The sequence below is a fragment of the Legionella sp. PC1000 genome, assembly GCF_014109805.1.
GTDB classification, from domain to species: domain Bacteria; phylum Pseudomonadota; class Gammaproteobacteria; order Legionellales; family Legionellaceae; genus Legionella; species Legionella resiliens.
On sequence record NZ_CP059400.1, the window covers coordinates 3,641,928 to 3,654,316 of the forward strand.

The following is a 12,389-nucleotide window of genomic DNA, read 5'->3' on the forward strand; positions in this document are numbered from 1 at the left end:
ACGCCTCTTGCTTGACATCTCTGTTAAAAAAATTAAAGTATTAGCGCATTTTAGGGATTTTAGCAAAAATTTAAAATCTAAGTTCGTTAATTTAACAGGGATTTATATGTTTTTAAGAGATACAAAGTATGAAAAAAAACCTTCTTCTAATTCACCAGTACAGCCAATAGCACCAAAAATTTCTTTACCCAAGCCTTATATTGATGCCAAAACTAACTTATTAAAAATATTAGCGCAACTTAAAAGACTCGATAATAAAGGAGAGTTCGGTTCGATATTCCTCTCTTTAGAGCAAATAAGTCACGATCCTGAGGATAAGAGAGATTTTGAAGAATACAGTAAGAAAATTCAGACTAGAGCGTATCAACGTTTTATGGAGGCAATAAAAAATTTTATTTGCACTGCTTTTTTAGGACAAAGCGAACTAACAAATGATCAGTCCAAAGCAATTCAACTCAATATTGATGAAATATTAAGTCTATGTAGTCCTTCGCAGAAAAAAATATTTGCTCATGTGGCAAGTAGTTTAATAGTGCTTCTTTATAATAAAAAACAAATTTTGACACATGAAGAAGTGAGCGATTTAGAAAAGCAAGATGCGTCAAAGAAATTTTCTGATTTTAACCCTTTTATAAGTCCTGATCTAAAAAAAAGAATCAGTCAAGAAGCTTATCTGAAATTAGCTAAAAAATTTATGTCTCTTTGTGCATTAAGTGAAAATAAATCAAATCCTGCCCTAAAAGATACTGTATTTGATCTACGCGAAAGAGGATTATCTTCATATTGCAGAGTTTTTAAAGAAATTCTTGTTACTCTATTTAATGAATATAAAATAACAGAACACAGTGATTTTTTGAAAAAGGTAACTGATCCTTTCGAAGAAGGACTTTCTGAACATATACTAACCCATGGAGCAGAGGTCTTAAAAAAAATTAAAGCATCTATGGAAACAAATGCAGGGGCTAATACTTTAAAAAACTTAAAAAACTCTTTAGGTCGCCGTAATAAAAGTAAAAATGATCTTACTGTTGTTGAAACACCTCAACTATATCTTGAAGAAGCATCACAAGCTTTGGTAAGTCCTGATTTATTTGCCCTTAATGCTTCTATTAGAGAGTCAATCGCATTGCTCCTGAAGGGAGCTTCTACGGTCTTGCCTAAAATAGAACAAAAGCCATATGAAGAGCAACTTGTAGCAAATTTTTTAACGAATGAAGCGGTTCTTACCTTGTTTGGTAATGAAGATAATTTAAAGCAGGTTTTCCTTCGGTGGTTCATTAAAGTTTTTTTTAGAGCTGAAAATTCTAATATCAGAAAAGAATTATTCATAAAATTAGAAGCGGATGTTCAATTACCTTCGAATGTAATATTAAAATTTTTTCAATTGACGTACGATTTTCCAGATATCATAAAATCTCAACCAACTTATGCAAAATCAAACCAAAATTCTTTTAGAAAAAATAAAACCAAAGAAAGTCAAAATGATAAATATTCGATGTATGCTGCTTATTGTTTAAAAAGTAGAGACCTTGATCCTCTTATTATAAGTTTTTATAAAAAAGCTAAGGAGCAAGTGGATTTATTTAAGGAGAAAGAAGATCAGGGTCCTGAAGAGGTCAGTAATGAGACGGTTGTACTGAGGAAATCTAAAGAACACCATCCTTCCGTTACTACAATTTTTAATGATGATAAAGAAGTAAAAGAAAAAGTTAAGTTACAAAGAGAGGATTCAAAAAGTAAACTAAAATTAGCAAAACTACTTTCATCGGTAATTGGTGGCAACAAAATGGCTTTTTTTAATACCTCTTCTATAACAGAAAGTTCTTTAACTGATTCTCTGGAAGAAGATGATAGAAATGAAGATGGAAATAATTTACCACCTACTACTGTCCCTAGATCACCTCTATCATCGGAACAAGAAAAAAGACAAGGAAACAAATTACCTCTAAGAAGACCTCCTAATAAAGAGCTACCTCCCATTCCAAAAGATAACCACAAAAAGGAGGAACCAACCTCTGCTCCAACCCTCCAAATGTAGGTTAATAGCAAATAGGACATTAGAGCGCAATTTTAAAATAGGGCACAACAACTAATGGGCATTGCCTTCTCTTCCGCTGGCTGAGCAAAATAATGATTTAGTGTTTTCTTGTTCAGCCTTTCATAATACGTAAACTCTTCATTACTTAGCAATTGATTCAACCATGATGCCTTCATATTCAGAGACGAACCATAGAATTTACCAAGATCTGCTTCAGTAAGTGAAAAAATCCTACCTATCCAAGGGTCAAGAAGAAAATCTTTTGTAATCACTACGGTATGCTCAATATCTTCGATATCATAAATAAAAGCAGGGATGTTTTGTAGTTTTAGCAAAGTGGCCAAATAAAATGCTTGGTGTTCACAGTTTCCCGCTCTATGCGTTGAAATTATATATTTTAGTGGTGCTCTCGCATCGAAAAAATCAATCTTTTTGTCCTCACGATACTTTGAAATTTTAAGTAAAAAAGATCTCACTTCGCCTACTTCCTTCACTGCGATTAAGCTATTTTCATTATATTTAGCCATCCGCTCTTTGCCTATTTTTGCTGTTAGAGGATTGATAACTAATGCAGAAGTGCTGGCAATGCACACGCCCATAGTGTGTTCTAGTGCGTCACATAAAGTTTCACGATATTGATTTGAGGTATTCGTTTCGATTTTCTTGTTTTTGAAAAATTTAACCCGCATCGCCAATCTCCATTTGGACTCAATACCCTAGTTATTGATAAAGAATTTTAAACATAGCTTCCAGTGCCAAAGCCAAAATCCTTATACTCAAGAAAAGAAACTAAAATCAATTGCTTTTCCTGTAGCTTACAATGAGTTAATATTAGGCACTATGACTATCATAACGATTTTTAAGCTTCATTTTTAAATTCCAAAACTGGCATATTACCGCGGCTGGAAAAGAAACAAAGCGGTGAAACAGCAGAAATGGATATCCCCGAAAATAGATCTGTGATTTTTGGGTATTTTCTGGCGAACTATACAAGAGAGGGACGATGAGCATTTTTAAGGATATGACACACCGTTATTGTCAAAAAATACTGGATGCCTACCAATTGCAGGCGGATGAAAAAACGTATAAAGGTAAGGAAGCTGAGTTATTAATTCAAAGAAATGAATTTGCAAGATGTTTAATTAAGAAAATTAAAGAAATAGACATTGATGGGGATAATTACACAGCTTATTTTGAAAGAATTTTAAAGGAAATTGAATCGATATCAAAGGAAGTTGTAACTGCCGTCAAAGAATATAATAAAGAACATAGCACCACATTCACAACCGATCTTTATGAAACATTCTTCACATCCAGCCTGAACAATTTTATTAATGCATTAAATGATCTAGCCCAAAACAGTCCTTCTCTAATTACTAATATTAAAGATGTATCATTATTTAAAAATAATAGAACTGTTCCCTGGGTCAATCAATTTTCATTTGTCTTATATGAATACATTCTTGAAAAGGAATTTGACATTGCTACCAATAAAGTTGAGCGAGATATTTTTGACATAAAAAAACGATTGATCCTGAAGTATGTGGAAAATGCAGGGAATCTTTATTCACGCTTTGAAGACGAGGGGGATACTGAATACCAGGAACTGATGAAGCTATTATTAACCAGTATGAGCTCCGATGAAAAGAGCATCCAACGACGTAAATCTGATGAGAATAACACAGGTTATATGTCTTATTTATCCCAAACATTTTATAAAGCCTCTGAAAAAATAATCGGAAAAAATCAATTGGGGCAAAAAATCGAATTTTTGGCGAAAGAATTTAATGAGCGAGCAGTGGGAAGCAAGGGATTAATGATATAGGTAATCCCTTGTTACCACATTAAGACAATATATTACTAATTTTTAATTTACCCGGCTCCTATTTCAAATAAGTTTGAAACGAAGAACAATTATCAAAATTGATAATCAACGCTTAAATATTATCAACTATGGGAGCCAAACTTACATCGTATTCTTCTGATTTATTATTTTCTTTAGCACCATTTAAATCGTCTTTAAAACTTTTAATTTTTTCAACGTCCTTGGTTATTAGGTTTTTATCAAAAATCGAAGCTACTTTTAAAAAAAACTCAGATAGCTTTTGTAAAAATCTAGGCAATTTGTGGTCGAGATTAGAAGCAGATTGTAAATCCACCATTTTATCATGCGGTGCGTCTTTATTCTCAATTTTATTAATTAGCAACGTACAAAATTTCTCTAATTTTTCTTTACGCATCGTTTTATGGGATGGATCCATTCTATGGACTTCCTTATCGAGTAATGATACTAAATGATAAATATCTTTCTTATATAAAATAACATTGCTCAGACTATGGACTTTTGCTTTTCCTTCTTCCTTAAGTCTGTGATTAACAACCTCTAATAATCTACTTCGAACCCCATAGGTAAAAGGGCCTCCTTTAGGTAGTCCAGTAATCTCACTTAATACACTAATTAAGTCCTTTACTTGAAAATGAAAGCGAGTATTCTTTTCGACTAATTCCTTTATATCGCTTGGAACTTTTACTCCCCCAACTACCAAACAACACCCAAGCTCCAGGCTTTCATATATTATTTCTCGATCAGTATGGCTGTAACTTTTTATATCAGCTAAAAGTCCTTTTATCTTATCCCATTGTCCTTCTTGTGCGTACAGGGGGATGAGTTGGCGCTGGACTTCAATGTTATCTTGGATACCTAAATTTTCCAAAGCACTGATTTTTCGTGCACGACAATGTATATGATGAATTCTATTAAATTCCGTTTTAATCTCTGGTGTCACTAAGGGAATAATAGAGATTTTTGAGGGAACCATGAGTGCTTTTTCTCTAGGTAATTCCTCAATGGCATCTTGTATTCCTTTTGCAGCTTGATACCAGGTTATTCCATTTTCATGTTTAAACGCCTGGTCTAATAGTTTATTAATTTTTTCATAGCCAGGTGAATCCTCAATGATATTCCTCACATACAAACAATATGCTTCTGGGGAGCAATAGGTAGTACGTTGTAAATCGTCAATATCCCGTGCTTTTACGCGAAACATAATATTCGCATACGGGTCTTGACCAACAACTGCGGTTCCCACAAGTCCTATATTCTTTTTCCATACCTCAAATGGAATTGAGGCTGATTGTTCTTTTCCCCAAGTCATAATACGAATATTTACTTTATCATTTTGTTCATCAAACTCGATATTTCTAATAATAAAAAAATGACCATCCATAAAACGTTGCACGAGATTTTGATTTTTAGGTTCCCCATCCTCTGGATCAAGAATATATGCAGCAAGGCTTCCTGTGCCGGCAAAACCCACCATATAACCATCTTGAATGAGTAATTGTAATTGCTTTATTGCCTCCCTATTATGAATGGGGATATTTCGCACATGGTTGTACCCAGCTTGTTGCATCCAGCCATTGATTTCATGATGCGTAGTAACACCAAAAAGTTTTTTGGCCAGATCTGCTCCTTCTTCACTGTAGTGAACAATAGAATTTTCTGATGAACGTATTCCATTTAAAATAATGTGATCTGCATCGTGAATCGTAGTTCCGTCCGAACTTTTTTTATTTGCAACCCCTTCCGTGACTTCGACCCGTAATACGCCTTCCTTCCCGGCAAACTCTTTAAGATCACAAACCCCTTTTGCAGCGAGTTCAGTTACTATCTGTACGTATTTTAATGGATTGAATAAGGCGATATTATGCACAAAAGCATTGACGCCACACACTTGCTCATCACGCTGATTGATATAACGAGGATCCAACACCCGAATCATCATTTGTAAAACGAGAAGATCACGATCAAAATTTTTAAATTTAAGCGGATCGCCATTATTTAGAAAGTTATTATACAGATAAGACTCATAATCACATTTTACTAATTTCAATAAGGGGAATTCTTCAACTATCGCGTTAATAGCTTCTTGTTCGCCTGTTAAATAAGCAAAAGCCTCCAGCTGCTTGGCCACTGTATATATCTTTGGATTACTTTTATCGTACCAATCACTTTTGTTTTCTCTAAGATGCTCTTGGAATTTTTGCAATAAAATTTTAGCTAAATTTTTCACATGGGCTTTTGCCAGGGGAGCATCATCCTCATGCTCACAAATACGAGTAATCTGATCTATAACTTGCAAATAACCCTCATATGAAGTGACTTTTTGGTTATTTATGTAGGCATCAAATGTTATTTGTCCATTATCGTGATACGTTAAAAGTTCTAATAATGATAAACCCATGACCACAAAGCTCCCATAACAAGTGAGTAAAAAACATTATTTCACATAGAAAAAGTGATTAGAGCTCTTTCGCAAAGTCTCTCGTTTCCATTGAATAATACAGATCCTACTCTTCACTTATATGTAAATTATAGTTTAAAGATTAAACGTATTGACGCTCTTGTGGTGTGTGGGTGGTTTTTTGGGCTACTGGATACCGCGAACACGTCGCGGTATGAGGGCAGGAGAAGCTTACCCACTATTTGTACAACACTTGCTCTATTTTTATTTAATATGCTGCTGTAGGAAATCATAGGCCTTTTTAGCATACTGAAACGGGGAAGCTTTAGCTGGATCCTGTTCTGCTTCAACAATCATCCAACCTGAATATTGATGTTTTTGCAGCATTTGCATAATGGGAGCAAATTCAATGGCACCATCTCCAGGAACCGTAAATACACCAGTGCGTACGGCGTCCATAAAGTTCATATGTTCACTCTTAACTTTGTTGAGGATTTCGGCACGAACATCCTTTAGATGAACATAGCCAATACGATCATTGTATTTATTGATTAAAGCAAGTGAATCAATATCTGCACATGCAGCATGGCCGGTATCAAGTAATAACGAAATCAATTGAGGACTCGTATTTTCCATTAAATAATCGATTTCCTGTTCATAAAAAACGCCTGTTCCTGCATGATAGTGATAAACAAGCTGCATATCAAAATCATAAGCAATCCGGCCAATAGTATGTAATCCTTGAATCAGTTTTTCCCACTGCTCTTCATTAAACTCCGGTTTATGAGGACTTAAAATAGGCCAATCTGTTCCTTGGATAGAGTGCCCGCATTCACACACATTAATAAAGGATGCACCCATAGCGCGCATAAAGCTCAAATGCTCCATAAATCGGGATAAAGTATGTCCATGCTGTTCTGGCTCAGTAAAAAAAGTACTGAACCAGGCACTTGATAAGTGTAATCCACGGTCACTTAAAGCCTTTTTTAAAACAGAAACTTCACGAGGATACTTATTACCCAGTTCTGTACCTATGTAACCCGCCTCTGACATTTCCCTAATGCATTGTTCAAAACTAATCTCTTTCCCTAATTCGGGATCGTCATCATTGCACCAGTTAATTGGTGCAATTCCCAGTTTAATGTGCATACCTATTCCTTAACCTTAATATTCTCTAACCTGTTTCAATTGCTTTTGCATCATGTGATGCGCTTTAGTTACTTCTTCAGAGTTAGATACCTCTGCCACCCCTACACGCCACCAAGTTTGATAGCCATTACTCATGGTTTTAGGCAATATGGGTAAGACAATTACTGAAGAACATGGATCACTTCGCGCAGTATCCATAGCAACGACCAGCTGCTCATAAGAATCCGCAAAAAAAGTTTTAGCACCTAGCCCTTCAGCATATTTGCAAAAATCGATTGCCAAATAATCTCCAGAAAGCCTTTTGGTTTTTTCTTCTCGATAGCGGAACTCATTGCCAAAACCTTGACTGCCCTGGCTTTCTTGTAAATTTCTAATGCATTGAAAACCATGATTATTAAAAAGAACGATGGTTATTTTCTTGTGTTCCTGGATGCTGGTAAGCAACTCTGAATGCATCATCACAAAGCTGCCATCTCCAACCAAAACATACACTTCGCCGGGAGTATTTTCTTTAGCTAACCTTACCCCTAAACCTGCAGCAACTTCATAGCCCATGCAAGAGTAAGCATATTCCAGATGATAATCTTTAGGCTTTTTGGATTTCCACAGCCGATGCAAATCTCCAGGTAAGCTTCCTGCTGCGCAGATAATAACATCATCTTCTGTCACCATTTCATTTAACAAACTGATGACTCTGGTTTGTGATAAACCATCTGTTACAGTATGCGTTGCGGTACCAATTCGTTTTACTTCTTTCTGCCATTCATTTTGATAGTACTGCACGCATTGTTGATATTCTTTAGATGTTTGATAAGCCCCTAATTTTTTCCCTAATTGTTCTAAGCCTGTTTTTGCATCCCCCTTCAACATCAAACCATTCATTTTGATTGCATCGAAACGGGAGACATTAAGATGAATGATTTGGCATGCTTCATTTCTAAAACCCCATTTAGACGCAGTAGTGAAATCTTGTAGACGCGAGCCAATCACTAAAACCACGTCCGCTTGTGCCGCCAGAATATTAGCTGCTTCAGAACCAGTGACACCTATTCCACCTACATTCATACAGTGGCTGTCTGGCAAAGCACTTTTTCCAGCCTGAGTTTCGGCAACTGGGATTTTATGGTGTTCTGCAAATTGAGATAAAACTTCTGTTGCAAATGAATAATGAACACCACCTCCAGAAATAATAAATGGTTTTTTTGCTTTAAAAATAAGTTGCACTGCTTCATCCAGAGCGCGCTCACTAACAGGCTCTCGATCTATATACCAAAAACGTTTTTCAAAAAAAGAATGCTCATAATCATACGCTTCGGATTGCACATCCTGTGGTAAACATAAGGTGACCGTACCTGTTTCAACAGGATCCGTAAGCACTCTCATTGCATTGATGCATGCTGTCATCAATTGTTCAGGCCGAGCAATTCGGTCCCAATATTTACTCACCGGCTTGAAACAGTCATTCACAGACAAGGTATAATCATGTGATACCTCAAGTTGTTGCAATACGGGATCGGGTTGTCTGCAACTGAAAATATCTCCCGGCAGCAACAAGAGGGGAATTCTGTTTGTGGTTGCTGTAGCTGCTGCGGTAATCATATTGGTAGCACCTGGACCTATAGAGGAAGTACAGGCAAAAATGCTTAATCTGTTTTTTTGTTTTGCATAAGCTGTTGCTGCGTGTGCCATCCCTTGTTCGTTATGTCCCTGATAATAAGTCAAGCCGTAATTGTCATACTCAAGCGCTTCACCTAAACCCGTCACATTCCCATGCCCAAAAATTCCAAATACTCCCGCAATAAACTGATGGGCGTTACCATCCAGCACTACGTATTGATTTGCCAAAAACCGCAATAAAGCCTGAGCCATTGTCAATCTAATTTTCATGAAAATTATTCCTTGAAATTATTATTTTTCCAGACTTGACTGCCGTCCTGCTTCCTACCTCCCGCGACTTGTTCGCGGGATCCAGTGTTACTGGACAAACTAGACTCCGCGGATAACCCCGTGACCAAGTCATGGGGGCAGTGCGTAGGCTGGTTGCAACGGCGGTCGAGGCCTGTTTTCCATACCCTGTTATTTGCCTTATGCGTTCTTGTCCATTCATGCTCTTTGATAAAAGTCGGTGTCGTATAAGGGTTCTCTTTTAAATGACGAATAAACCAAAGTGTATAAAGGGCATATCCTGGAGCAGCACAATGAGCATGGGTCTGGCCATTAGCAATTCGATACGTATCATAATTTTCAATACGTAAAACTTCTTTCCCATTCTCACCAAACGCATAGCCTTGTGGTTCTGTAAAACGGTAATGATAGATTTCAGGTTGCTCATGATAATGGGAAGGATAACTTGACCATCGTCCTTGAAAAGTAATAATTTCTCCAACGACCAAATTAGACTCGGGTCTGTTGCGCTTATCAAATACAGTCCTCACGATGCGATAGGAGCTATCGTCTAAAATGTCCTTCCCTCGATTATCTAACTCCAAAAGATTGGATTGATTAAATAATAAAGGAGCAAATGAAGCATAATTCTCTGTCTCAATCAACAAAATTTCACAATCAGTCAAAGCATCCACAGAAGCTCTTGATCCTGCAGGGCAATGCAAGACGATAGGCTCCTGAGAAAAATAATCGTATCGTGCTGCGTGTTGGCTTTGATGTGCATAATGAAATACTACTTTCCCCGTCATTAATAAGGCAGCAAATTCATAACCCTCATTAAATAAGTAGCTTTGCCCTGCATCTAATTTAATCGAACTAAAACTCATACCATCGGATAAGGAATCCAGAGTGACAATGGTATTTAATCCTTGCTTGAAACCCTGGGAATTTTTAATAAGCATCTGAGAATTATGCTGATTATGCTTTTGATGTAATTGCATCAAACGCGCACTGTTCCAAATTTGTGGTTCTTCATCAAAATGTTGAATAAAATAGTCCAGCTCTTCTTTATAGGGGATTGCTGGGGCACAACCATGGCGAGTGACTACCAAAGCTCCGCTGGCATTTGCATAGGTAGTAGCGGCCTCCCAGGATTTTCCTCGCAAAAGAGCGGATAAGAGGCCAGCCATAAATCCATCGCCAGCCCCAAGCACATTAAGTATTTCCACAGGAAACGGCTTAGATTGTAAATGCTGGCTGTTGTTGGCAAAATGAACCGCACAACCTTTCTCGCCACGCTTTATAACCACGGGTGCCTGAGTCAATTCCCTTATTTTCTCTAATGCATCATAGACTTCCTCACATCCGCCTGCGATACAAATTTCCTCCTCAGTCCCTACGATTAAATCACAATGAGGTAAAATACGTTGATAGATTTTACTTACTTTCTGGCTATGGCGATATCGCGTTTCGCCATCTCCTAATGCTGTTAATCTCCAAAGAACGGGACGATAATCCAGGTCAAGAACTATTGCTGTTTCAGCTTTTCTTGCAAGATGGACAACCTCTTCAGTAGTTTGTAACATTGCATCTGTAGATAATCCTGTACCCGTTATTAGAATTGCTTTCGCCTGTTGCAATACGTTCTGGCTTATTTGCTGTGACTTAATTTGCATGTCCGCACAATCAGTACGATAAAACATCAAAGGAAATTCATGAGGAGGCTTAATACCCAGCAACACAAGTCCTGTTAAATGATTTTCAGTGGTCTGCAACAAATCGGTATTAACTCCTTCGGCGTGTAATTCATTTTTTAAAAAACACCCCATTTCATCGTGCCCCACACAAGAAAACATCATGCATTCCAGGCCAAGACGGGCAGCGCCCACCGCAATGTTCCCTGCACAGCCCCCTAGATATTTTTTAAAGCTCTGAGCGTCGCTAAGCGATACACCAATTTGTTCCGCATACAGATCAACTGCTACCCGGCCCATGCAAATCAAATCCACGGTTCGATTTGCATCAAAGTAAAATGATGGATAAGTCATGTCATCCTCAGCTCAAAAAAACAGGTAATTTAGTAACTAAAGAGTGTTTCGCAGCTTGAGCTATACGCAAAGCTTGCAACCCATCTCTTCCAGAAACAGGGCTAGGTTTATTATGCAGCCATGCATCATAAAATGAATTTAACTCCGCTCTAAAAGCCTGATGATAACGTTCAAGGAAAAAATATTCTGGATTGGCTTGTTCTGTGCAGGTATTCGCATAATGAAGCACTGAATGTTTCAGTTGATTATTGGCCAACAACATTCCTTCTTTTCCGAACACTTCAATCCGTTGATCATATCCATAAACTGCCTGGCGGCTGTTATCAATCACGCCCATAGCGCCATTAGCAAAACGCATTTGTATGATTGCAGTATCCACATCATCCAATGCTTCAAAATCAGGATTAATTAGTACTGCACCCGTTGCATACACTTCAATGACTTCCGATTGGGTTAAAAAACGAGCCATATCAAAATCATGAATGGTCATGTCCATAAACAGGCCACCTGAGGTGGCACAATATTCCTTGCTAGGACAGACAGGGTCACGAGACGTAATCTTAACAAGATGAACTGCACCAATTTCACCTGCCTGAACCTGTTGTTGCAGTTGGGCAAAACTGGGATCAAAACGTCGATTAAAACCGAGCTGCAATAAGGTATTGTTTGTCTGTACTGTGTGTAACGCATCCAAAATTTCTTTTTCATTCAAACCTATTGGTTTCTCACAAAATATCGCTTTACCTTCTTCGCTCGCAGCTTTAATCTGCTCCACATGTAAATTCGAAGGTGAAGCAATCAGGATTGCATCCAGATGTTGATGAAACAGTACGTCTTCAAAATAAGTGTATTGACCTGTAATCGCCAATTTATCTGCCCATTCCTTATCCAGGTTAGGATCTGCAATGGCGAGTAATTCATATTGTGGTAAATAATATTTGATATTCTCTGCATGCAACTTACCGATTCGTCCTGCACCAATGATACCTATGCGACATTTTCTTTGTTGATTTGCATCATCCATTT

The 12,389-nt window shown here is 37.3% G+C and carries 8 protein-coding genes; 2 read left to right on the plus strand and 6 right to left on the minus strand.

What is annotated here, in order from left to right; translation table 11 throughout:
* Positions 1-106: 106 nt before the first annotated feature.
* A complete protein-coding gene (locus FOLKNPGA_RS16055; RefSeq protein ID WP_182350830.1) occupies positions 107-2,038 on the plus strand; it encodes a hypothetical protein in 1,932 nt (643 codons plus the stop codon).
* 32 nt (positions 2,039-2,070) lie between these two features.
* On the opposite strand, the gene FOLKNPGA_RS16060 is transcribed toward FOLKNPGA_RS16055, so the two are convergent.
* Positions 2,071-2,727, minus strand: a complete 657-nt coding sequence (locus tag FOLKNPGA_RS16060) for a hypothetical protein (protein ID WP_182350831.1) — start codon at positions 2,725-2,727, stop codon at positions 2,071-2,073.
* A gap of 314 nt (positions 2,728-3,041) precedes the next feature.
* Here FOLKNPGA_RS16060 and FOLKNPGA_RS16065 point away from each other — a divergent pair, with 314 nt between their 5' ends.
* Entirely contained in the window at positions 3,042-3,863 is an 822-nt protein-coding gene (locus FOLKNPGA_RS16065) for a hypothetical protein (protein WP_182350832.1), read from the plus strand.
* A gap of 112 nt (positions 3,864-3,975) precedes the next feature.
* On the opposite strand, the gene FOLKNPGA_RS16070 is transcribed toward FOLKNPGA_RS16065, so the two are convergent.
* The 5 genes from FOLKNPGA_RS16070 to iolG form a co-directional block, all read right to left on the minus strand.
* Positions 3,976-6,282 carry a hypothetical protein gene (locus FOLKNPGA_RS16070; protein ID WP_182350833.1) on the minus strand — a complete coding sequence of 769 codons (2,307 nt, stop codon included), beginning with the start codon at positions 6,280-6,282 and terminating at the stop codon, positions 3,976-3,978.
* A gap of 264 nt (positions 6,283-6,546) precedes the next feature.
* The gene (gene iolE / locus FOLKNPGA_RS16075; protein ID WP_182350834.1) at positions 6,547-7,431 is read right to left on the minus strand and encodes a myo-inosose-2 dehydratase; all 885 of its coding nucleotides are present in this window, start codon (positions 7,429-7,431) and stop codon (positions 6,547-6,549) included.
* Positions 7,432-7,446: 15 nt separating this feature from the next.
* On the minus strand, positions 7,447-9,318 hold the full coding sequence (gene iolD / locus FOLKNPGA_RS16080; RefSeq protein ID WP_182350835.1) for a 3D-(3,5/4)-trihydroxycyclohexane-1,2-dione acylhydrolase (decyclizing): 1,872 nt from the start codon (positions 9,316-9,318) through the stop codon (positions 7,447-7,449).
* 5 nt (positions 9,319-9,323) lie between these two features.
* Positions 9,324-11,363, minus strand: a complete 2,040-nt coding sequence (iolC, locus tag FOLKNPGA_RS16085; RefSeq protein WP_255466001.1) for a 5-dehydro-2-deoxygluconokinase — start codon at positions 11,361-11,363, stop codon at positions 9,324-9,326.
* A gap of 7 nt (positions 11,364-11,370) precedes the next feature.
* Positions 11,371-12,387 carry an inositol 2-dehydrogenase gene (iolG, locus tag FOLKNPGA_RS16090; RefSeq protein WP_182350836.1) on the minus strand — a complete coding sequence of 339 codons (1,017 nt, stop codon included), beginning with the start codon at positions 12,385-12,387 and terminating at the stop codon, positions 11,371-11,373.
* Between the last annotated feature and the right edge of the window lie 2 nt (positions 12,388-12,389).

Excerpts from the sequence above, each read along its gene's own strand:
- FOLKNPGA_RS16055 (WP_182350830.1), top strand. The coding sequence starts at position 107 with ATGTTTTTAAGAGATACAAAGTATGAAAAAAAACCTTCTTCTAATTCA.
- FOLKNPGA_RS16060 (WP_182350831.1), bottom strand. The coding sequence starts at position 2,727 with ATGCGGGTTAAATTTTTCAAAAACAAGAAAATCGAAACGAATACCTCA.
- FOLKNPGA_RS16065 (WP_182350832.1), top strand. The coding sequence starts at position 3,042 with ATGAGCATTTTTAAGGATATGACACACCGTTATTGTCAAAAAATACTG.
- FOLKNPGA_RS16070 (WP_182350833.1), bottom strand. The coding sequence starts at position 6,282 with ATGGGTTTATCATTATTAGAACTTTTAACGTATCACGATAATGGACAA.
- iolE (WP_182350834.1), bottom strand. The coding sequence starts at position 7,431 with ATGCACATTAAACTGGGAATTGCACCAATTAACTGGTGCAATGATGAC.
- iolD (WP_182350835.1), bottom strand. The coding sequence starts at position 9,318 with ATGAAAATTAGATTGACAATGGCTCAGGCTTTATTGCGGTTTTTGGCA.
- iolC (WP_255466001.1), bottom strand. The coding sequence starts at position 11,363 with ATGACTTATCCATCATTTTACTTTGATGCAAATCGAACCGTGGATTTG.
- iolG (WP_182350836.1), bottom strand. The coding sequence starts at position 12,387 with ATGGATGATGCAAATCAACAAAGAAAATGTCGCATAGGTATCATTGGT.